Annotated in this window: 23 protein-coding genes and 2 other annotated features; of the genes, 18 read left to right on the top strand and 5 right to left on the bottom strand. The window is 40.7% G+C overall.

The window, feature by feature from the left end:
* Nucleotides 1-3 precede the first annotated feature (3 nt).
* Nucleotides 4-213 carry a DNA-dependent RNA polymerase subunit epsilon gene (locus tag Q8G36_RS12365; protein ID WP_034314070.1) on the bottom strand — a complete coding sequence of 70 codons (210 nt, stop codon included), beginning with the start codon at nt 211-213 and terminating at the stop codon, nt 4-6.
* A gap of 887 nt (nt 214-1100) precedes the next feature.
* Between Q8G36_RS12365 and Q8G36_RS12360 the strand changes: the two genes are divergently transcribed.
* A complete protein-coding gene (locus Q8G36_RS12360) occupies nt 1101-1868 on the top strand; it encodes a Cof-type HAD-IIB family hydrolase (RefSeq protein WP_305161201.1) in 768 nt (255 codons plus the stop codon).
* A gap of 46 nt (nt 1869-1914) precedes the next feature.
* On the opposite strand, the gene def is transcribed toward Q8G36_RS12360, so the two are convergent.
* Both def and Q8G36_RS12350 read right to left on the bottom strand, forming a co-directional pair.
* Entirely contained in the window at nt 1915-2469 is a 555-nt protein-coding gene (gene def / locus Q8G36_RS12355) for a peptide deformylase (protein WP_305161200.1), read from the bottom strand.
* A 239-nt stretch (nt 2470-2708) separates the two neighbouring features.
* A complete protein-coding gene (locus Q8G36_RS12350; RefSeq protein ID WP_305161199.1) occupies nt 2709-2864 on the bottom strand; it encodes a YjcZ family sporulation protein in 156 nt (51 codons plus the stop codon).
* Between the two features lie 209 nt (nt 2865-3073).
* Between Q8G36_RS12350 and Q8G36_RS12345 the strand changes: the two genes are divergently transcribed.
* The 7 genes from Q8G36_RS12345 to Q8G36_RS12315 all read left to right on the top strand — a co-directional run bounded on the left by Q8G36_RS12345 (nt 3074) and on the right by Q8G36_RS12315 (nt 10774).
* The gene (locus Q8G36_RS12345; protein WP_305275061.1) at nt 3074-3736 is read left to right on the top strand and encodes a YkyA family protein; all 663 of its coding nucleotides are present in this window, start codon (nt 3074-3076) and stop codon (nt 3734-3736) included.
* Between the two features lie 642 nt (nt 3737-4378).
* Entirely contained in the window at nt 4379-5494 is a 1116-nt protein-coding gene (gene pdhA / locus Q8G36_RS12340) for a pyruvate dehydrogenase (acetyl-transferring) E1 component subunit alpha (protein WP_305161197.1), read from the top strand.
* Nucleotides 5495-5497: 3 nt separating this feature from the next.
* Nucleotides 5498-6475, top strand: a complete 978-nt coding sequence (locus Q8G36_RS12335; RefSeq protein ID WP_061462266.1) for an alpha-ketoacid dehydrogenase subunit beta — start codon at nt 5498-5500, stop codon at nt 6473-6475.
* Between the two features lie 119 nt (nt 6476-6594).
* The gene (locus Q8G36_RS12330; RefSeq protein WP_305161196.1) at nt 6595-7953 is read left to right on the top strand and encodes a dihydrolipoamide acetyltransferase family protein; all 1359 of its coding nucleotides are present in this window, start codon (nt 6595-6597) and stop codon (nt 7951-7953) included.
* 3 nt (nt 7954-7956) lie between these two features.
* On the top strand, nt 7957-9369 hold the full coding sequence (lpdA, locus tag Q8G36_RS12325) for a dihydrolipoyl dehydrogenase (protein WP_305161195.1): 1413 nt from the start codon (nt 7957-7959) through the stop codon (nt 9367-9369).
* Between the two features lie 276 nt (nt 9370-9645).
* Complete coding sequence (locus tag Q8G36_RS12320) at nt 9646-9903, top strand: hypothetical protein (protein WP_306804763.1); 258 nt, start codon at nt 9646-9648, stop codon at nt 9901-9903.
* A 43-nt stretch (nt 9904-9946) separates the two neighbouring features.
* Nucleotides 9947-10774 carry a polysaccharide deacetylase family protein gene (locus Q8G36_RS12315; RefSeq protein ID WP_305161194.1) on the top strand — a complete coding sequence of 276 codons (828 nt, stop codon included), beginning with the start codon at nt 9947-9949 and terminating at the stop codon, nt 10772-10774.
* A 27-nt stretch (nt 10775-10801) separates the two neighbouring features.
* Here the strand turns inward: Q8G36_RS12315 and Q8G36_RS12310 are convergent, their stop codons facing one another.
* Nucleotides 10802-11236, bottom strand: a complete 435-nt coding sequence (locus tag Q8G36_RS12310) for a DUF1885 family protein (RefSeq protein ID WP_305161193.1) — start codon at nt 11234-11236, stop codon at nt 10802-10804.
* 365 nt (nt 11237-11601) lie between these two features.
* Between Q8G36_RS12310 and Q8G36_RS12305 the strand changes: the two genes are divergently transcribed.
* Complete coding sequence (locus Q8G36_RS12305; RefSeq protein ID WP_072272684.1) at nt 11602-11727, top strand: GapA-binding peptide SR1P; 126 nt, start codon at nt 11602-11604, stop codon at nt 11725-11727.
* Between the two features lie 176 nt (nt 11728-11903).
* On the opposite strand, the gene Q8G36_RS12300 is transcribed toward Q8G36_RS12305, so the two are convergent.
* Nucleotides 11904-13361 carry an aminotransferase class I/II-fold pyridoxal phosphate-dependent enzyme gene (locus Q8G36_RS12300; protein WP_305161192.1) on the bottom strand — a complete coding sequence of 486 codons (1458 nt, stop codon included), beginning with the start codon at nt 13359-13361 and terminating at the stop codon, nt 11904-11906.
* A 418-nt stretch (nt 13362-13779) separates the two neighbouring features.
* On the opposite strand from Q8G36_RS12300, the gene Q8G36_RS12295 reads away from it, so the two are divergent.
* The 9 genes from Q8G36_RS12295 to trpA all read left to right on the top strand — a co-directional run bounded on the left by Q8G36_RS12295 (nt 13780) and on the right by trpA (nt 22246).
* Nucleotides 13780-14739: an NAD(P)H-dependent flavin oxidoreductase gene (locus tag Q8G36_RS12295; protein ID WP_305161191.1), complete on the top strand. Its 960-nt coding sequence runs from the start codon at nt 13780-13782 to the stop codon at nt 14737-14739.
* Nucleotides 14740-14796: 57 nt separating this feature from the next.
* Entirely contained in the window at nt 14797-15072 is a 276-nt protein-coding gene (locus tag Q8G36_RS12290; RefSeq protein WP_063596342.1) for a UPF0223 family protein, read from the top strand.
* 69 nt (nt 15073-15141) lie between these two features.
* Nucleotides 15142-15372 (top strand) — a binding site (T-box leader).
* A 35-nt stretch (nt 15373-15407) separates the two neighbouring features.
* Nucleotides 15408-15645 (top strand) — a binding site (T-box leader).
* Between the two features lie 171 nt (nt 15646-15816).
* Nucleotides 15817-17211: an anthranilate synthase component I gene (trpE, locus tag Q8G36_RS12285; RefSeq protein ID WP_305161190.1), complete on the top strand. Its 1395-nt coding sequence runs from the start codon at nt 15817-15819 to the stop codon at nt 17209-17211.
* Nucleotides 17208-17813, top strand: coding sequence for an anthranilate synthase component II (locus Q8G36_RS12280; RefSeq protein WP_305161189.1), 606 nt, complete (start codon nt 17208-17210; stop codon nt 17811-17813). The genes trpE and Q8G36_RS12280 overlap by 4 nt, the downstream gene beginning before the upstream one ends.
* A 27-nt stretch (nt 17814-17840) precedes the next feature.
* On the top strand, nt 17841-18863 hold the full coding sequence (gene trpD, locus Q8G36_RS12275) for an anthranilate phosphoribosyltransferase (RefSeq protein ID WP_305161188.1): 1023 nt from the start codon (nt 17841-17843) through the stop codon (nt 18861-18863).
* On the top strand, nt 18863-19639 hold the full coding sequence (gene trpC / locus Q8G36_RS12270; RefSeq protein WP_305161187.1) for an indole-3-glycerol phosphate synthase TrpC: 777 nt from the start codon (nt 18863-18865) through the stop codon (nt 19637-19639). Before trpD ends, trpC begins: the two co-directional genes overlap by 1 nt.
* Before the next feature lie 10 nt (nt 19640-19649).
* Nucleotides 19650-20264, top strand: coding sequence for a phosphoribosylanthranilate isomerase (locus Q8G36_RS12265; RefSeq protein ID WP_305161186.1), 615 nt, complete (start codon nt 19650-19652; stop codon nt 20262-20264).
* A gap of 4 nt (nt 20265-20268) precedes the next feature.
* Nucleotides 20269-21474: a tryptophan synthase subunit beta gene (trpB, locus tag Q8G36_RS12260; protein ID WP_305161185.1), complete on the top strand. Its 1206-nt coding sequence runs from the start codon at nt 20269-20271 to the stop codon at nt 21472-21474.
* On the top strand, nt 21467-22246 hold the full coding sequence (gene trpA / locus Q8G36_RS12255) for a tryptophan synthase subunit alpha (RefSeq protein ID WP_305161184.1): 780 nt from the start codon (nt 21467-21469) through the stop codon (nt 22244-22246). The genes trpB and trpA overlap by 8 nt, the downstream gene beginning before the upstream one ends.
* The last annotated feature ends 152 nt before the right edge of the window (nt 22247-22398 follow it).

The following is a 22398-nucleotide window of genomic DNA, read 5'->3' as shown; positions in this document are numbered from 1 at the left end:
AAGTTATAGCTCCAATACTTTGTAATCTTCATTTTGTTTTTCATATTCTAAATATGCTCCGGTTACGGGTAGTACGATTTCTACGTTATAAGGTTCTTTTTTTAATTTTAAACGAACGTCACGAACGGATTCACCTTCGACAAACATTGTTTTAGTATTCTCCCTGATGGGAACCTCTGATATGGTTACTTGATAGTATACCTTAAAAACCATTTTAATCTCTCCTCACTTGTTTGCATTGCTTTTTTCATTATATATAAAAACAACAATTTTTTCATGTTTTTCAACATCATGTAAAAATAAACCCAGCTCCGCCATAAAAACGGAAGGGGTTTGATGAATTAAATATACCAATGTCTAAAAGTATATAAAAAAATAGATGGCAGATTTTAGTTTCAATCCAATTGTAGCTTCCTCTATCTTATATCCTATCCGTTTTTGCCATGTGTAAAACTTAAATCATGGGATCTTTTTTTCGTAAACGATTTCTTTCTAGATTAATACAGTACAACTGTGTACAGCGTTTCATGAAAACACAACGACTCATATTTTAATTGAAATATGTATTCACCTGACCATATAAAAGCCATGATAGAAAGAATGCTTAACAAGAACTTTACAACAAGGAAGAAGCCCTCCGCAAGTTTTTGAAGGGCTGTCCGAAAAAAATTCGCATATGGATGACGGCCAAGGCAGGAATGAGTGGCAAATCATGCGATAGATTTTTTTCTTAAAAGATCATTCCACTGTTTAGCAAGCTTTTTACGAAGCTTTTTTAACATGGCGATCACGCTCCCTTAGTTATTATTGTATAGGATTATTCAATAATGTAAATACGTCTTTACAGGTACTTAGCCCATTTTTGAAAAAAAAGGCTCATTCAAACAAGCAACTGGGATTTGAGAGGCGAGAAGGATGGGAGAAGTGTAATCTGGAAAGCCTGAGTTGGTTTCTATTAAGAATAGTATATGCCCATTCTTGAATAAAAAACGTAACTTTGAGTTGAATCAGGTAGGGTTACTTGACTTATCTCGATGACAATTATTAAATGGGTACATATTAAAAAAGGAAAAAATGAATGAATTGGAAGTGAATCGTTAGTGAAAATCGTATTCTTTGATATTGACGGAACTTTGCTTGATCATGAAAAAAAGTTACCTGCTTCAACAAAAAAAGCCATTAAGCAACTGCAGGATAGCGGGGTTTTTGTAGCGATTGCCACAGGAAGGGCTCCGTTCATGTTCGAGTCTTTAAGGGAAGAGCTTGGCATCGATACATTCGTAAGTTTCAATGGACAATACGTTGTTTTTGAAGGGAAAGTCGTTTATAAAAACCCTTTGAGCATACCCGAGATAAAACGGCTCCACGAACATGCAGAAAAAAATGAAATACCGATCGTTTTCATGAATGAGGAGACAATGAAATCGAGTGTGCCACATCATAGCAGAATTGAAGAAGCATTAAGCAGCCTGAAGTTTCCCCACCCTGAACATGTGGCAGATTTTTATGAGGACCATGATATATACCAAGCCTTATTATTCTGCTCGGAAGATGAAGAAGGGAACTTTGTTGGGAAATATGATGACTTTCATTTCATTAGATGGCATGCGTATTCGACGGATGTACTTCCATTTGGGGGTTCAAAAGCTGAAGGCATTAAAATATTAATGGAAAAAGTCGGGTTTGCACTGGAGGATGTTTACGCCTTTGGAGATGGCTTAAATGATATCGAGATGTTAAAAGTAGCGGGATATGGCGTGGCAATGGGGAATGCCGGTCAACTTGTGAAGCAAGAGGCCGACTTTGTAACGAAGGATGTCGATGATGACGGCATACTTTTTGGTTTGAAGGAACTTGAACTGATATAAAAACAAAACCCCCGTCAATTAACAGACGGGGGTTTTGCTTATTACGTTACCTCTCCACCGCAATTGAATTTTTCGGAATGGCATAAGGGTCTTCCGGATTGATATGATCATAAAACAGGATTCCATTAAGGTGGTCTATTTCATGTTGAAAGCAAATGGCTGCGATGCCTTTCAGGCGGAGTTGAACCGATTTTCCTTCCAGGTCTGTACCCACAACCGTTATTCGGGCATAACGGGGCACATATCCGGAAACGGGACGATTTACGGAAAGGCAGCCTTCTCCGGATGTCAAGTATGCTTTTTCGACTGAATGGCTAACGAGTTTAGGGTTGAAAAGTGCATAGCTATACAGTTGATCATCTTTTTCTTTCAAATGAACTGCAATCATCCTTTTTGAAACATTCACCTGTGGTGCAGCCAAGCCAATTCCTGCCCTTAACCCGTATAGAGCAGCAATATCGGGCTTCTGGCTGTTTTGGACATATTCCATCAAGCTGGCTAAAAGTTGCTTATCTTCATATGATGCCGGAAGCGGAACCTCTACCGCGACTTGCCTTAAGATTGGATCGTCTTCATTAACAAAATCATCCATGGTAAGCATAATCTTTCACCCCATAAAAATTCTTATAATATGTATAGGGTTATTTTAACAAAAATAATACTGAAAGTTAATGGATGATCTTAATGAAAGAAAAATGGAAGGGATGGAATCAAGTCGATTAAATCCCCCCCGCCATTATTTTATTTGCGTGATGAGGTCTATTTAAAAAAATCAATCATTTTTTTTGAATCAGGGTAAATAGTTAACATTTTCGGGTAAAGGTAATAGTAATTATCTGCTTAGCATAAGCACGCGCCGACAATGATTAGTAGAATGAACAGGACAATGATAATGGCGAAGCCGCTTCCAAAGCCGCAGCCTCCACCATCACCATAACCATAGCTGGGTGAAACGGAAACCGGATAACAACAATCCTGGTTGTAACCTCCATACATAATTTCATACCTCCGTTTTTGTATTATTAAAATGCTGACCACTCTGATTAGAAACGGTCCCTACAGCCTATGCAGTATGGTTTAAAGGGTGTAGGCTAGCGCCCAGTAATGAAAAAAACCTGTTCGGAATATGATTGTAACAAGTGTCTGCGGCTTATCAGGGAATTTAGAGAAATGAATCTTCGAAGAACTATCAGAAGGAGCTGTCTATGTTGAATCGTTTTGGTCCATATGTTATTTTACTTCTTTCTTTAGTGATCTTGACTGGTTGTTTTAATGGTTCGCCGGAAGAAAGAATCCACAAAATCCTAGAGAAAACTGCAGAAAAAGAAAGTGATTTCACCGAGCATCAAGAGCCTCTTAATGATTTGGAGAAAAAAGAAAAAGAAAAATATGAGAAAATCATTAAACTTGGATTGGATGATTATGAACAGATCGTCCAGCTTTCAGATGAAGCCACCAAGAATATCGACCAAAGGGAAAAAATAATTGAAAAGGAACAAAGCAGTATGCAATCCTCAAAAGAACAATTTAATCAGATAGATGAACAAATCAGGAAAATAGAGGATGAAAAGATAAAAAAAGAAGCGACTGAAATGAAAAAGGTCATGAGTGAGCGCTATAGCACCTACGATAATTTATATGATGCCTATCAACAAAGTCTTGCTTATGATCGTGAATTATATGAACTTTTTAAAAAAGAGGATTTGAAAATGGATGAATTACAAGTGCAAATCGAGAAAATAAATACCTCTTATACAAAAGTTTTGAAAGCGAATGAGGAATTTAATGCATTAACGGAAAAATCAAATCAAAAAAAAGAAAGTTTTTATGATAGTTCCGGCATAGAAATGGCTGATTCAACAAAGTAATATAAATAATGATGGGCTGTGATCCTCACTCACAGCCCATATTTTGTTCAATCGAGTTCATTTATGGACTAAAGAATTCTAAAATGGTCTTTTTTGTGCAACCAGCTTGATGTGAAATTTTCATACCTGTACTAAAAAAAAACGATAAATAAAAATCTAACAGCAGACTAATATGAAAGCGTTTGATTATTTTTTGGAATATTATTTTAAAGGCTCAAATGCCTTTAGTTAAAGCGGTTTTGGAATTGATCTGATAGGCTGGGGAATTGAAATGTTATCCTTAACCATCCTTAAATTGATAAATACGGGAATTTTAATGGTACAGTTGTAAAGTGAAAACTAATACAGAGAAGAAGTATGAGTATTGGAAATTCTATTAAATCAAAATTATAAGGAACTCCAAGTGATTGACTTGATGTTAATTCATCTTGTAAACTTAATCTATAAAAATTCTTGTATCATTTTCCTTGATTTTTTTTATGGTACAGAATAAGATTGAGACATATTAAGTATATCCACGTTTGAGGATTGGTCTTAAGGGAAAAATAAAAGAATGAATTGTTGAAGAAACTAAAAAGCAAACTATTTTTGCTTTATAGAATAATAATAGCAAACCTTTTTAATGAAAGGATGAGGTGCCAAATGGCTCAAAAAACTAAACAAGCTAAAAATAATGTTCAGGATCAGCTTAAGAAAGTAGAAGAACAATTTGAAACTTTTCAAATTTTAAATGAAGAGGGAGAAGTCGTTAATGAAGCGGCAATGCCTGATTTAAGTGATGAACAATTGCAAGAATTAATGCGTCGTATGGTTTATACACGCATCTTGGATCAACGTTCTATATCACTGAACCGCCAAGGCAGATTAGGTTTCTATGCACCGACTGCCGGTCAAGAAGCTTCTCAAATCGCTTCCCAGTATGCTTTGGAAAAAGAAGATTTCATTCTGCCTGGTTACCGTGATGTTCCGCAAATCGTTTGGCATGGCCTGCCGCTTTGGCAAGCATTCTTATTCTCCCGTGGACATTTTAAAGGAAATCAAATTCCTGAAGACGTCAATGTAATTTCCCCTCAAATCATTATCGGCGCTCAATATGTCCAAGCTGCCGGAGTTGCTCTTGGGTTGAAGAAACGCGGAAAAAAAGCTGTAGCCATCACATATACGGGTGACGGTGGAACCTCACAAGGTGACTTCTATGAGGGAATTAACTTTGCAGGTGCATATAAAGCGCCAGCTATCTTCATCGTGCAAAACAACCGTTTCGCAATCTCTACACCGGTAGAATTGCAGTCAGCAGCGAAAACATTGGCCCAAAAGGGTGTGGCTGCAGGTATTCCAGGCATCCAGGTTGATGGTATGGATGCTTTGGCCGTTTATACAGCCGTTAAAGAAGCACGTGAACGTGCAATTAATGGTGAAGGTCCTACATTGATTGAAACATTAACTTACCGTTATGGTCCACATACAATGGCTGGGGATGACCCGACACGTTACCGTACTTCCGAAATGGATAACGAGTGGGAACTGAAAGATCCATTGGTTCGTTTCCGCAAGTTCTTGGAAAACAAAAAACTTTGGAATGAAGAATTAGAGAACGAAACGATAGAAAAAGCAAAAGACGATATTAAAGAAGCAATCAAATTGGCAGATGCAGAACCAAAGCAAAAGGTTACAGACCTTATTGAAAACATGTATGAAGAAATGCCTTATAACTTAAAAGAACAATATGAAATTTATAAAGAGAAGGAGTCGAAGTAAGCCATGGCTCAATTGACGATGATTCAAGCAATTACAGAAGCATTACGTACAGAACTTAAAAATGACGAGAATGTACTCGTTTTTGGGGAAGATGTTGGTCTTAATGGAGGAGTTTTCCGTGCAACGGAAAATCTTCAAAAAGAATTCGGCGAAGATCGTGTATTCGATACACCTCTTGCTGAATCTGGAATCGGTGGATTAGCGGTCGGTCTTTCTTTACAAGGTTTCCGTCCTGTTCCTGAAATTCAATTCTTCGGATTCATATATGAAGTAATGGACTCCGTAAGCGGTCAGCTTGCTCGTATGCGTTACCGTTCAGGCGGACGTTACAGTGCACCGGTTACAATTCGCTCACCTTTTGGAGGCGGAGTGCATACTCCGGAAATGCACGCTGATAGCTTAGAAGGTTTAATGGCTCAGCAACCAGGGTTAAAAGTAGTTATCCCTTCAACTCCTTACGATGCAAAAGGCTTATTGATTTCAGCGATTCGTGATAATGACCCTGTCATTTTCCTTGAGCACATGAAATTGTACCGCTCTTTCCGTCAGGAAGTTCCTGAAGAAGAATATACGATTCCATTAGGAAAAGCGGATGTGAAAAGAGAAGGAACGGATTTATCCATTATTACGTATGGTGCGATGGTACAGGAATCCATCAAGGCAGCTGAGGAATTGGCTAAGGAAGGTCATTCCGTCGAAGTGGTCGACTTACGGACTGTATCTCCATTGGATATTGATACAATCATTGCTTCTGTAGAAAAAACAGGACGCGCTATCGTTGTTCAAGAAGCACAAAAGCAAGCTGGTATAGCAGCGAATGTTGTAGCGGAAATTAACGAACGTGCCATTTTGAGCTTGGATGCTCCAGTACTGCGAGTGGCTGCTGCTGATACGGTATTCGCGTTTTCACAAGCTGAAACAGTATGGCTCCCTAATTATAAAGACATTATTGAAACGGCGACTAAAGTCTTGAAGTTTTAACAATCTTAAGTAATGGAATGAATGTCCTGCTTGGGAAAGTGATTTTGCATGAACGCAATGCAAGATAAAGGACTTTATTCGAAGCACTAAGTATGATTTAATATAGGAGGTTGAACTCAGTGGCATTCCAATTTAGACTCCCTGATATCGGAGAAGGTATACACGAAGGTGAAATAGTGAAATGGTTTGTAAAACCAGGAGATAAGATTCAAGAAGATGACGTGCTTTGCGAGGTTCAAAACGATAAGGCCGTTGTTGAAATCCCATCCCCGGTGGAAGGTACCGTTGAAGAAATCCTTGTTCAAGAAGGAACGGTTGCCGTTGTTGGCGATGTACTTGTAACATTCGATGCTCCAGGTTATGAAAATCTTCAGTTTAAAGGGGATCATGGAGAAGAAGCGAAGGCAGAAGGTGAGAAGGATACGGAGGCCCAGGTTCAAGCAACTGCTGAAGCTGGACAGGAAGTCAAGAAAGAGGCTGCTCCGGTTCAAGAAAATAGTGGAGTAACGGGCGCGGGATTACAACCACAGGTTGAGGTAGATCCTTCACGACGTATTATCGCTATGCCTTCTGTTAGGAAATATGCACGCGAACAAGGGGTAAATATTCGTGAGATTTCTGGTTCTGGGGATAATGGCCGCATCATGAAAGAAGACATAGATGCTTTCAAAAACGGCAAAACTGCTCCACAGCAACCAGCAGCTCAAAGTGAAGCTTCACAACAAAATGATACGGAAACAACCGAAAAACAAAAAGTTTCAATTCCAGAAGGGCAATATCCTGAAACTCGCGAGAAAATGAGCGGCATGAGAAAAGCGATCGCAAAAGCAATGGTTAAATCCAAACAGACAGCTCCGCATGTAACATTAATGGATGAAGTCGATGTGACGCTATTGGTTGCTCACCGTAAGAAATTCAAGGAAATTGCTGCAGAAAAAGGAATCAAGCTTACATTCCTACCTTATGTTGTTAAAGCGTTAACGAGTGCATTACGTGAATTCCCTATGCTTAACACATCATTTGATGATGAGGCTAGTGAGATTATCCATAAACACTATTACAATATCGGAATTGCAGCAGACACAGACAAAGGACTGCTCGTTCCAGTTGTAAAAGATGCAGATCGTAAATCAACTTTTGCTATTTCACAAGAAATTAATGAATTAGCGACGAAAGCCCGTGACGGCAAATTGGCTCCTAACGAAATGAAAGGTGCTTCTTGCTCCATTACGAATATCGGTTCCGCAGGCGGTCAATGGTTCACACCTGTAATCAATCATCCAGAAGTTGCCATTCTAGGGATTGGACGCATTGCCGAAAAAGCAATTGTACGCGACGGGGAAATTATCGCCGCTCCAGTTCTGGCATTATCACTGAGCTTTGATCACCGCATGATTGATGGAGCAACAGCTCAACATGCATTGAATCATATCAAAAAGTTATTGAACGACCCAGAATTATTGTTAATGGAGGCGTAAACAATGGTAGTAGGAGATTTTCCAATCGAAACAGATACTTTAGTGATCGGTTCAGGCCCAGGGGGATATGTTGCCGCAATTCGCGCAGCACAGCTTGGACAGAAAGTGACGGTCGTTGAAAAAGGAACAATCGGCGGAGTTTGTTTGAATGTAGGCTGTATCCCATCGAAAGCTTTAATTTCGGCTGGACACCGTTTCCATGAAGCTCAGCATTCAGAAGATATGGGTATCTTTGCAGAAAAAGTTACGGTTGATTTTGCTAAAGTACAAGCTTGGAAAGGTACTATTGTAAAAAAATTAACAGGCGGTGTCAGCAGCCTGTTAAAAGGTAATAATGTTGATGTTGTAACTGGCGAAGCTTACTTCGTTGATGAAAACAGCATCCGTGTTATGAATGATGACTCAGCCCAAACATATACATTTAAAAACGCAATCATCGCCACTGGTTCATCGCCAATCGAGATTCCGTCATTTAAATATACGAAACGTGTACTTAATTCCACTGGCGCTCTTGCTTTGGAAGAAGTTCCAAGCTCGATCGTGGTAATCGGCGGAGGTTACATTGGAACTGAGCTTGGCGGAGCATTCGCAAGCTTTGGCACTAAAGTGACCATCCTTGAAGGTACAGAAGAAATTCTTTCAGCAGGCTTTGAAAAACAAATGGCAGCACTTGTTAAGCGTAACCTTAAAAACAAGGGTGCTGAAATTGTTACTAAAGCAAATGCTAAAGGCGTGGAAGAAACTGAAACAGGTGTAACCGTTACTTATGAAGTAAAAGGCGAAGAGAAAAAAGTTGAAGCCGATTACGTTTTAGTAACTGTTGGACGTCGTCCAAATACTGCTGAAATCGGCTTGGAACAAGTCGGAATCAAAATGACTGACCGTGGTTTGGTCGAAACGGATAAACAATGCCGTACAAGCGTGAAAAACATTTACGCAATCGGTGATATCGTTTCTGGACCTCAGTTGGCTCATAAAGCTTCTTATGAAGGTAAAATTGCAGCTGAAGCCATTGCAGGACATTCATCTGAAATCGACTATCTTGCTATTCCGGCTGTTGTATTCTCTGAACCGGAACTTGCTTCTGTCGGTTATAATGAAAAAGAAGCGAAGGAAGCTGGAATCGAAGCGCTTGCTTCTAAATTCCCATTCGCTGCAAATGGACGTGCTCTTTCATTAAATAATACGGACGGATTTGTGAAGCTTATCACTCGCAAAGAAGACGGATTGGTTATAGGAGCACAAATTGCAGGACCAAACGCTTCTGATATGATTGCAGAACTTGGTTTGGCTATCGAAGCTGGAATGACTGCCGAAGATATTGCGATGACAATCCATGCACATCCAACTTTAGGGGAAATCACAATGGAAGCTGCTGAAGTTGCCCTTGGAACTCCTATTCACATCATTAAGTAATTGATTTTTATAAAAGCGTACTGCCTAAAGCAGTACGCTTTTTTTGTATTGACCAGATTTACAAAAATGAAGGATGACTCCCCATTCATGATTTTCTTCTCACTAGTTAAATGAAAAGGACAAAAAGGGCATAAGCTATAAAAAGGACTTCTTACTTTTTTCCTTGAAAGGGTTTGAAAAAGGCAATAGAGGATAAAAAATAAGATGAGCGATGTGCTAAAGGAATACTTTTTGCCAATAAAAAGATCATGGCTGATATATTCATATTAAAATGGGGTGGATCACTTGAAAAATTATCTGGTAATCCTCTTTCAACTAATCGTTTGGAGTGGGTATACATTAGTTGAATGGCTGTCTGTCAACGATCGATTCGTTTTCAAAGTATTCATGTTTCTGGTCTTTTCTTATCTGGCCATTTACATTGGTAAAATGATTTTAAAATCCAATAGGCGAACCATGCTTGTTACCGTGATAAGTCTATTATGTTACGGGATATTACAAATCCTTTTGGAAACGCTAGTACCCGTTTATTGAATTTTTCGTAAGCCTCGACGACACAAGAAATCACGGAGGAATCATGATTAACAAAGCAGTAGCATTATTTACAGTAGTATCATTTTTATTGTTGGCTTGTAATGATCCGAGTTCCGGTCAAACTGAAAATGAGAATGAAAAAAGTGTGGAAACGACAACGACGGTCCAAGATGAAAGCCAGCAAGAGAAAGATTTGAAAAAAGAAACGTCAAAAACAATTGGCGAAGGGAATGTAAAGGCAGAATATCGGGTGGATAAAGGGAATTGGTCATTTAAACCCATTGGGGATGCAAATCCGAAAGTGGTGTTGTTAACATTTGATGATGCACCTGATAAATATTCTCTGGAAATAGCCCAAACCCTGAAGCGGCTTGAAGTACCTGCGATATTTTTCGTGAACGGTCACTTTCTTGAAAATGATGAAAACAAAGCGATGCTGAAAGAAATTCATGAAATGGGTTTTTCTATCGGCAATCATACGTATTCCCATGTGAATTTAAAAGAGTTGAACGAAAAGGAACAAGAGCGGGAAATCGTAAAATTGAACAATTTGGTTGAGGGCATAATAGGGGTACGCCCCAAGTACTTCAGGGCGCCATTTGGATCGAATACCGAGCATTCAAAAAAAGTCGCTGAGAAAGAAAAAATGCTGGTCATGAATTGGACATACGGATATGACTGGGAAAAAGAGTATCAGGATAAAAAAGCTTTAACGGAGATCATGTTGAATAGCCCTTATTTAGGAAATGGTGCGAATTTACTGATGCATGACCGGAAATGGACCAGTGAAGCGATAGAGGATATCGTGAAAGGTTTTCAAAAGAAAGGCTATGAGATCCTTGATCCAAAATTAATTGAAACGCCTGCATGAGCCAATTTCGGCATCTGCAGGTTTTTTTTATTTCCTTGGATAATAATACATCACCCGTTTATTGAAGAGATGTAGCTGCGCCCGTAATTTCTTAGCAAGGAACTTACACAATTCATTAGCTTTTCCCTTATCACCGAAAGTTGCTGTTTCAGGGAGGGTGAATTGGATATAGGATTGAATCCGCTCTGATCCATCTTCTTCCTTAACGACTTCTTGGTCAACGCCTATCAATATCATGTGATATCGATCTTCTGTGGATTGGAGATATATGGCCTTATCTTTCATTCTTTCTGGTTCTTTCATTTCATAAGGAAATGCTTTCTTATCATAGTCCCAATCCAGTTGCTTTCCGGTTTTCGCTGTGATCATTTGATAATAGTTCAGCAATTCTTTCACGTCTTCGATGGTTACAGTCCCTTTCGCGGACTCAGGAACAAGTTTGATATAGGCATTTTCAGTCATGTGTATCCCCCTTAGATTGATAGGATGTAAGAATATATTAACATTTTATGGATGTATTATATACATATCTATATGTAAATTAAAAGGCGAAATTCCTTTTTCACCTTGCTATCTGAAGCAAGGAGTGTGATGAAATGAGCTCCAGGGCCCTTCGTTTATAAATGAATTCTCGTGTTTTTTTAAAAAAGAATCAGTCTAACGAACGATTGGAATCAATTTTTTCCAACATGAGGGTTCATTAAATGGGGAAAAGTATATATGTTATACTTTTTAGCTTGAAATAATAAATGTGTTATATTATAATTCATATAAAGCGGTTACATTATATGAATGATGCATACAATATAGAGGAAGGGGTTGTAAAAATGGGAACTATCGTATGTCAAACTTGCAATAGCACGATTGAACATTTTGAAGATGAAAAAGTAAGTGTACTATATACACACAATCACAACTGCCAAAGCTGTGATACAGCTGCCTCTGAAAAATAAATGGAAAAAGGTTTTAAGATTAATAGAATTTAAGGGTGTTTCAGGGTTGTAACCTGGAGCACCCTTTTTATAGAAGTTATGAAGCGAAAATCTTCAGTTTATCGGGAGCTGCGTGCTCAATTATAAAAGGGGCAAAAAAACCAGAGCAGCACTCTGCTCTGGTTTGATGGGGTCAATCAATTTTTAATGATGCGTAAATATTTTATTTCTGGGTCCTCAGGGCCTTGAACAGGAAGGCCGGCTTCGATGTTTTTCCGGATGTAATTGATATTATCTTCAGTAATCAATTCACCTGGAATGAAGATCGGGATTCCAGGCGGGTAAACCATGATGAATTCAGCGCTAATTTTGCCGACAGATTCCTCAATGGGAACCACTTCGGTTTCTGCATAAAATGCCTCCCTGGGTGATAAAGCCAGTGGTGGTGTATCAGGGAGCAGGACTTCGATCTTTTCATGTTCAGCCGCCATTTCCTTAAACTCATCCGCTAAGTCTCTAAGGGCAGCGATCAGCAGATCCGCTTCTGTTTTTGAGTCTCCAGGTGTTATCAGGCAAAGGATATTGTACAAGTCAGAAAGTTCCACTTCGATATTATGCTTTTCACGAAGCCACTTCTCAACGTCGTATCCGGTAATATTCAATTCCTTAATGGATATGATCAATTTAGTCGGATCATAACTAAAGGCTGCCTCACTCTCGAGAATTTCGCTGCCGACACAGTAAAGATAAGGAATCTCATTAACGGCCTCACGGATATACCCTGCGAGATTGATCGCTTCATCAATCATTTCCCTGCCTACCGTCGCAAGTTGTCTTCTAGCTGTATCCAGGGAAGCCAGAAGGATATAGGAGGTTGAGGTGGTTGTGAGCATGCTCAATATGGCTTGAACACGATTTGCGGAAACCAATCCAGCCTTAACATTTAATATGGAACTTCCCGTTAGTGAACCGCCCAGCTTATGAACACTCGTTGCAGCCATATCTGCTCCAGCTTGCATGGCTGACATCGGCAAGTCTTCATGGAAGTGTATATGGACACCATGTGCTTCATCTACGAGTACTGGGATTTGGTGGGAATGGGCAACTTCCACTATTTTTTGCAAATCAGCCGAAATGCCGAAATAGGTGGGATTGATGACAAGCAATCCTTTTGCATCGCTATGTTCCCTTAAAGTTTTTTCAACGGCATCGACGGTGATTCCATGTGAGATGCCCAAATCTTTGTCTATTTCAGGATTGATGAAAATGGGAACCGCTCCGGAAAATACAATGGCAGACATTACGGATTTATGTACATTCCTCGGGACGATGATTTTGTCCCCAGGTCCGCAGACTGTCATGACCATCGTCATGATTGCTCCACTTGTCCCTTGAACGGAAAAGAATGTGTGATCTGCGCCAAAAGCTTCAGCGGCAAGATCCTGAGCTTGTTTAATGATCCCCTTTGGCTGATGGAGGTCATCGAGTGGTGCGATATTGATTAAATCTATGGATAATGCATTTTCTCCAATGAAATTACGGAAATCAGTGTCCATTCCTTTTCCTTTTTTATGACCTGGAATATGAAATTGAACAGGATTTTTTTTTGCATGCTGCAATAAGGCAGTGTATAAGGGTGTTTCATTCTGTGACAATTCTTTGTGGCCCCTTTTCAATAAAATAGGTACGAAATATTTGGGAGTATATACTCCCTTTCTATTAACGATCGTATGTTTCTCCGATTCCATTCGTATGGTTAGTAAGCTTGTGGATAGACATAAAACATATGAATTATAGCACGTCTTATAATAAATGCCTAGAGTGACTTTAATGTCCCGGCTTAAACAATTTCTACATGTCTTTGTTGTTAAGGGGCTCAATAAAATTATCAGCAGATTATAAATGTCTATTTTCCTAGTATTTACTGGATTTACTCAAGAATTCTTCTTTTATTAATATTGTAGGTGAGTTTAAAAATTGAACGGCTAAACAATATTTGCCATAATGAAGCTAATGATTTTTGAATTCAGCTAAATAAACAAACCACCAAAGTGAAAAGGGGAGATGAGTAGTTTGAAGTGGAAAACGCGTGTGACCGATTTGTTAGGTATTCAATACCCAATCGTACAAGGGGGATTGGCCCATTTAGCATATGCAGACCTGGCTGCGGCAGTTTCGAATGCAGGAGGGCTAGGGCAGGTAACGGCCATGTCCTTGGACAACCCGGAGCAACTGACAGATGAAATTAGAAAAACCAAATCATTGACGGATAAACCGTTTGGTGTGAACTTTGCAATCGGTCAGCATGGAAGACCTTATGAACACATGCTGGAAGCAGCCTTGAAAGAGGATATCGCAGCAGTTTCCGTAACCGGCGGTAACCCTGCACCATTTCTTGATTACGTCAAAAGCACCCAGGTGAAAAAACTTGTGCTTGTTGCTGCAAGAAGGCAGGCGATGAAGGCTGAACAGCTTGGGGCAGATGCGGTGATGGTTGTCGGTCAGGAGGGAGGCGGACATTTGGGCCGTGATGATATTGGAACTTCTGTGTTAATTCCTCAAGTTGTGGACTCCGTTAAAATTCCAGTCATAGCCTCGGGTGGTTTTGGCGATGGACGCGGTTTGATGGCAGCATTGGCACTTGGTGCCGAAGGAATCGAGATGGGAACACGATTCATAGCAGTCAAGGAATGTGTTCATGCACATGAATTATATAAAAATGCCTTGGTTTCCGGTACAGAAAATGATACCGTTGTCATCAAGCGGTCCATTGGTGCACCAGCCAGGGTAATTGCAAACAGCTGGACCGATAAGATCCTTGATATAGAAAAAGAAAACGGCGGATATGAACAATTGAAGGATTACATAAGTGGAAAAGCGAATCAGCGTTATATCCATGACGGTGTCGAAGGTGAAGGCTTTGCTTGGGCTGGACAAGTGATGGGGTTGATTCATGATGTACCATCGACTGCTGAATTATTCAGTCGGATTATCGGCCAGGCGGAAGCAATTCGTTCAAAATGGGCAGACTGATGATGCATGGTCTGCCGGACAACATGAAAAACTATCTAGAAGGAGCGTGTTTAGGGTATGGATTATCAATATCCAATGGATCTTGATTGGTCTACTGACGAAATCGTAGATGTGATTAAATTCTTTGAAGCGGTAGAAAAGGCTTATGAAAATAAAATACAAAAGGAAGAATTTATGAAGGCTTACCGAAGATTCAAGGAAATAGTCCCCGGTAAGGCGGATGAAAAAAAGTATACGGATGAGTTTGAGTCAGTCAGCACCTATTCAGCCTATCTTGTAATAAAGAAGGCAAAAGGAATCGATGACGGAGAATGGATAAAAATGAAAAATTAAAAATATAATTTTTAGAAAACTCCATTGACTTACTGAAAAGATTGTTTTAACATAATAATCAAGAAAAAGATAAAGGCAGTGACGAAGAAGAGTACCTTAATGATGTTCTGCAGAGAGCCAGTGGTTGCTGAAAACTGGTGAACGAATTTAAGCGAATGGACTTCCGAGCCCCAAACCGAAACGGATGAACGGAGTAGGCTTTGGCGATTATCTCATCGTTAACGGAGATAGGCATGTTAATGCCGTAAAGTGAGCTAATTTAGCTAATTAAGGTGGTACCACGGGTTCCTCGTCCTTTGGATGAGGGCCCTTTTTGCGTTTTTACGGAAATGATAATTAAATCTATGAATGAGAGTAGTAATCTTTTTAGATGCGTCACAGAGAGCCGGGATAGGTGGAAACCGGTACGATATAAGAAGATGAATGGACTTATGAGTGGTTTCTTGAAATAAGTAGGGAAACTCGGCTGCCCCCGTTAAAGGGTAATCGCAAGAATTTTTCATTTCTTGCTTGAGAGGGAAAAATGATGAGTTTTTCCAACTTGAGGTGGCACCGCGGTATACCGTCCTCTGCAGACACATATTTGTGTTTGCGGGGGATTTTTTTATTGGAATTTCAATATATATTCCTATTAGAGAAAAATCGAAAAAAATCCAGAGGAAATGAAAACTCCGGCACTAGGCCAAAAGGGTTTTCCCTTCGGAGGTTTTTAAGAGCGCATAAGAATCGGGAGGGAATTGAGAGATGAATAATTTGGATGAAAAAAAAATACTCCGTTTCAAAATGGACACAATTGAAGGGGATATCCACACACCCATTGCCATATTTCAAAAATTGGATGGTGACCAGAAGTTTTTATTGGAAAGTTCGAATTCGCATCATGACAACGGCCGCTACTCTTATCTAGGTTCAAAACCTTATCTGGAGGTGACATCACTTGCTGACCAAGTATATGTGAAAGATACTGAAACAGGTGATCAAACCGTAAAGAACATCAATATCATCGAGTTTCTGAAAAACGAATTATTAGTGGAAATAGGAGAGGCTCCCATACATCTTCCGCCATTTAACGGTGGTGCAATCGGATATATGGGCTATGATATCATTCGTCTATATGAAAATATAGGTCCGGTGCCTCCCGATTCACTGCAAATGCCTGATGCTCATTTTCTTTTTTATAAAGAACTGTATATATTCGATCATGTTCTGCAGAAGATCCATCTTTTGACCGCGGAAGAAGATAGTGAAAAAAGTTTATTGGGGATGAAGGAAAAAATCAATCAGGCAAGCAAGCCGTCAAAGGAAATATCGTCTGAATATTTGGAATTCAATTCGAATTTCAGTCAGGATGAATTCGAGAAAATGGTCCTTGAAGTTAAATCTGCGATTATAGCTGGTGAAGTGTTCCAAGTTGTTTTATCACAAAGGTTTAAAGCGGACTTCGATGGGGAGCCTTTCGATGCCTACCGTCGTTTGCGATTAGCCAACCCCTCTCCTTATATGTTTTATATAGAATTTGGTGACTATACAATCATTGGGTCGTCTCCAGAAAGTTTGATCAGTGTTTCATCAGGAATGGTTCATGTTAATCCCATTGCCGGTACAAGGCCGAGAGGGAAAACGGATGAAGAAGATAAAGGCTTCGAAAAAAGCCTGCTGATGGATGAAAAGGAACTTGCCGAGCATAAGATGCTTGTTGATTTGGGTAGAAATGATCTTGGCAGGGTTTGCGAAATTGGTTCAATCCACCTTACCGAGGAAATGGAAATTCAAAGATATCAGCATGTCATGCATATTGCTTCGAAGGTTAGCGGAAAGCTTAGGGAAGGGTTCACGAGTTTAGATGCACTGACGGTCTGCCTCCCTGCCGGAACAGTCTCAGGTGCTCCTAAAATCAGGGCAATGGAGCTGATCAATAAACTGGAAAATTGTAAACGGGGGATGTATTCGGGCTCGATAGGGTTCATAGGTTTTGGAGGGGATCTTGATATGGCTTTAGCCATTCGGACGATGATCATTAAAGATGGCAAGGCCTATGTACAGGCAGGGGCAGGAATTGTATATGATTCAGATCCAAAAACGGAATTTGAAGAAACACAAAATAAAGCGCGCGCTTTAATGGAGGTTCACACAAAATGATTTTATTAATTGATAACTATGACTCGTTCACTTATAACCTTTATCAATATTTAGGCGAAGTGGAAAAAGAAATCATAGTAAAAAGGAATGACGAAATCACCCTTGCGGAAATTGAGGAACTGAATCCAATGGCGATCGTCATTTCCCCGGGACCCGGCAGGCCGGAAGATGCTGGCATCAGTATGGAGATCATCCGTAATTTTTATGAGAATGTTCCGCTATTAGGCATTTGTTTGGGGCATCAGGCCATTGGGGCAGTTTTTGGTGCGAATGTGGTTGGGGCGAAACAAATCATGCATGGGAAAACATCGGTTATCGAACATGATGGAACAGGTGTATTTGCCAAACAGGACTTACAATTCCCGGTAATGCGTTACCATTCCCTTGTAGTTGAAAGGGCGAGTTTACCAGATGAACTGACTGTGACGGCAGTAGCACTGGATGATGGGGAGATCATGGCCCTGAAACATCAAGACTTCCCGCTCTACGGTTTACAGTTCCACCCTGAATCAATAGGGACGAAAATCGGCAAGGAATTATTACATCAATTTTATGAGATTGCGGGAACCTTCCAATCGGAGAAGGAACAATCCATCTTATAAAACAAAAAACGACTGGGGGAGTTAGCGGTGAAGGAGTATTTAGCGAAGTTAGCAGAGCGTCAAACATTGACGGAAGAAGAGATGAGCAGAGCAGCCCAATCGTTATTTTCTAAAGATATCACCGAAAGCGAGATGGCAGCATTCATCATTGCCCTGAAATCCAAAGGGGAAACGGCAGGTGAAATAGCAAGCCTTGTCAGAGTCATGAGAAAAGAAGCAAGAAGTGTACAAACAAGCTCCCTTAATGTAATGGATAATTGCGGAACGGGAGGAGATGGGTCACAAAGCTTCAATATAAGTACTGCATCGGCCTTCGTACTTGCTGGGGCCGGTGTCAAGGTTGCCAAACATGGAAACCGTAGCATTTCAAGCAAAACGGGCAGTGCGGATGTATTGGAAGAATTAGGTGTTAATTTGTACTTGGAGCCTGACATGTTAAAAGAACTGTTGGAGGAAAATGGGATCACATTCTTATTTGCCCCATCGGTCCACCCTAATATTGCACGGATAATGAAAGTAAGAAAAGAACTGAAAATCCCGACGATATTTAATCTCATCGGTCCTCTGACAAATCCAGTCCAACTCGACACGCAATTAATGGGAATTAATCGACGCGATATGCTCGAGCTTTTTGCGGAAGTCCTACATAAATTAGGGAGGAAACGCGCGGTCGTAATAAATGGTGCCGGTTTTATGGATGAAGCGAGCCTACAGGGTGAAAATTCACTCGTGCTTTTGGAGAAAGGGGATATTATCCCGTTCACGCTGCATCCTGAAGAAGTGGATCTGCCGGTTTACGGAAATGATGCCATCCGCGGCGGTGACGCCAAACAAAATGCCGATATCATGCTTAGGCTTCTCAAAGGGGAAAAAGGGGCCTATCGTGATACCGTTTTATTGAATGCTGGATTGGGATTATACGCACATGGTACGGCAGAAACGATTAAAAAAGGAATCTCCATGGCCAAAGAAAGTCTTGATAGCGGATCGGCTCTTGCAAAGTTAGAAAATTTGATTGCTTATGGCAATAGAAATAAGGTGGTCATGTAATGGAAGATATTTTAACGAAAATCATCGAACAGAAAAAGGTGGAAGTCGCAAAATTAAAAGAAAGGGGCTTAGATGATTCGGAAATGATCAACTTAGTCAGACCATCTTTGGTGGAAAATTTGAAAACGGCGAAATCGATGGCGGTTATAGCGGAAATAAAACGGGCTTCCCCTTCAAAAGGGGACATTAAAATCAATGTAAATCCAATCGAGCAGGCCCTATCATATGAAAGTGGCGGAGCGGCAGCGATATCCGTATTGACGGATGAGGTTTTCTTTAAAGGATCAATTGCAGATTTGAGAATCGTAAGCGAGGCCATACGGATTCCCAGGTTGTGCAAAGATTTCATCATCGATGAAATCCAAATCGATCGCGCACATCAAGCTGGTGCCACTATCATTCTATTGATTGTGGCAGCCCTTTCTAAAGAACGCCTTCATGAATTATATCAATATGCAAAAAAGAAAGGGCTTGAAGTATTGACGGAAGTCCATGATGAAGCCGAACTGGAACGGGCTCTAGAGCTGAATGCAGAGCTCATAGGGATTAACAATCGGAATTTAAAGACGTTCAAAGTGGATTTGGCTGTAACGGAACGACTGGCGAAGTTACTTGATCCAAAACGCCATATCATTATCAGTGAAAGTGGAATCAAGACAAAAGAAGACGTGATGCGTGTGAAGGAAGCTGGTGCAAAAGCGATTTTAGTAGGGGAGACACTAATGACTGCATCAAATCTTCCGCACACGATGGCCGAACTGCAAATGAGTATATAAGGAGATTAATATGTTAGTGAAAATCTGTGGGATAAAGACATTGGCAGCCGCTCAGACGGCTGTTAGTTACGGGGCAGACTTCATTGGTTTTATTTTTGCCGAGAGTAGCAGGAAGGTTGAGCCAGGGAGAGTAGGAGAATTCGGAGCGAATCTAGCTGCACATGTTAAAAAAGTCGGAGTGTTTGCCAATCAAACTGAACAAGAAGTGATAAAAAGTGCTGAAATTGCAGGATTGGATTATATTCAGCTTCATGGTAATGAGTCTGCCAGCTTTGCCCGCAGAATGCCCCTACCGGTGATCAAGGCCTTTGCCGTCCATTCAGAGAAAGACCTTGAAAACCTTCATGAATACCCAGCAGATTATCTATTAGTTGATCTTCCTAAGAGTTCATCAGGAAAGGGATTGACTTTGGATTGGGATATGATCCGAAAAGCGGATCTGCCACTGGGGAAGGTAATTCTAGCGGGTGGGCTGACTCCGGAAAATGTCGGAAAAGCGATTAATGCCGTTTCACCTTTCGCAGTTGACGTAGCCAGTGGTGTAGAAACAAACGGATTAAAAGATGCTGTAAAAATAAAAGCATTTATTAATGAGGCAAAATATACAGCCGGAAAAGAGGAATGAATAGATGAATACTTATACACAGCCTGATAAAACTGGACATTTTGGAGCATATGGAGGCCGTTTCGTTCCGGAAACTTTAATGGCGGCGATTACGGAGCTTGAAGAAGTATATGAACAATCTAAAAATGATCCTGAATTCCAAAGGCAGCTAAGTTATTACCTGAAACAATATATCGGTCGGGAAACACCTCTTTATTTTGCGGAGAACTTAACAAGACTAGCTGGTGGTGCAGATATTTATCTGAAGCGCGAAGACTTGAATCATACCGGAGCCCACAAAATAAATAATACGATCGGTCAGGCTTTGCTGACTCAGAAAATGGGCAAGAAAAAGGTGATTGCCGAAACGGGTGCAGGACAGCATGGGGTTGCAACGGCGACTGTGTGTGCTTTGCTGAAGTTGGAATGCATCATCTTTATGGGAGAAGAAGATATCAGGAGACAGAAATTGAATGTATTCAGGATGGAGCTTTTGGGAGCCAAGGTCATATCTGTATCACAAGGAAGCGGGACACTGAAGGATGCAGTGAATGAGGCGTTACGATATTGGGTGGCGAATGTGGATGACACCCATTATATAATGGGATCAGTTCTTGGTCCGCATCCATTCCCCGTTATTGTACGTGATTTTCAAAGTGTGATAGGGAATGAAACAAAGCGTCAATATTCGGAGGCGGTTCATTCCCTGCCGGATGCAGTAGTCGCTTGCATAGGCGGAGGAAGTAATGCAATGGGAATGTTTTATCCCTTCATTGAGGATGAAACGGTAAAATTATACGGAGTGGAAGCAGCAGGGCATGGACTTGAAACACCATTACATGCTTCAAGTTTGACGAAGGGGAAACCTGGGGTGCTCCACGGGGCCTTCATGTATGTATTGCAGAACGAGGACGGTCAGATCCAGGAGGCACATTCAATTTCAGCAGGGCTGGATTATCCAGGGGTAGGGCCGGAACATAGTTACTTAAAAGATACAAATCGGGTGGAATATACTTCCGTAACCGATGATGAAGCCTTGAAAGCTCTAGCGATGCTTTCAAGGGAGGAAGGGATCATCCCTGCTTTAGAAAGTTCACATGCCATTTCCTACGGTTTAAAACTTGCTAAAGAAATGGAAAAAGGAACAGGGCTGGTGATTTGCCTGTCCGGCCGTGGTGATAAGGATGTTGAAACGGTCCAATCATTGATGGGGGGTAGTGAACATGAATAAATTAACAAATGCGCTTGAAGAATGTCAAACAAAGCAGGAAAAAGCATTCATACCTTATATTATGGCAGGCGATGGAGGTCTTGAACGGTTAAAAAGCCAGCTTCTTTTCCTTGAAAACAGCGGGGCGACTGCCGTTGAACTAGGTATTCCATTCTCTGACCCTGTCGCTGATGGACCGGTTATCCAACAAGCTGGCATCCGATCTTTGGAAAATGGAACAACTTTAAAAGATGTCCTGAAAAAAGTAATGGAAATCAAAAATGATGTGACCATCCCAATCATTTTAATGGGATATACGAATTCAATCCTGGCATATGGACTAAAAGAGTTTACGAATGACTGTCTTCAAGCAGGGATTTCCGGGTGCATCATCCCCGATTTACCGATTGAAGAAGAAGCCATCTTTTCATCAATCAAAACTGCAGGTATCGTTCTTATCCGGCTTGTGACACTCACGTCTTCGAAGGAGCGTATCACTGAGATTACCGCAGGGGCGGAGGGATTCATCTACGCAGTTACAGTCAAAGGCATTACAGGTGCCCGTGACGCCTTTGGGGAAGAACTTGGAGGCTATTTAAAGAAGGTAAAGGAGATAAGTCCGGTTCCCGTTCTTGCTGGGTTCGGCATATCGACGCCAGAACATGTCCGTGATGCAATACAATACTGCGATGGTGTCATTGTCGGCAGCAAGATCATCGAATGCTTCGAGACAGGTAAGGAAGATCAAATTAGTGACTTGATACAAGCAAGCAAAGGGTTAGTGCAAAAATAAGGAAAGGAGAGCCTCCAAGGCTCTCCTCAGTTTGTAGACAAAAGGGGTTCGGAATTAAAAAATTCTGAACCCCTTTTGAAATTCCCTTTGAATTTTCGCCTAAAGTTAAGAGATTGGGGCTCTACGAGCCCACTATGTTAGGCCATTTTTGG

It is taken from the genome of Peribacillus frigoritolerans (assembly GCF_030676415.1).
GTDB lineage: Bacteria > Bacillota > Bacilli > Bacillales > DSM-1321 > Peribacillus > Peribacillus frigoritolerans_A.
The sequence above is the reverse complement of the archived record's forward strand: the minus strand, read 5'-3'. Positions and strand labels throughout refer to the sequence as shown.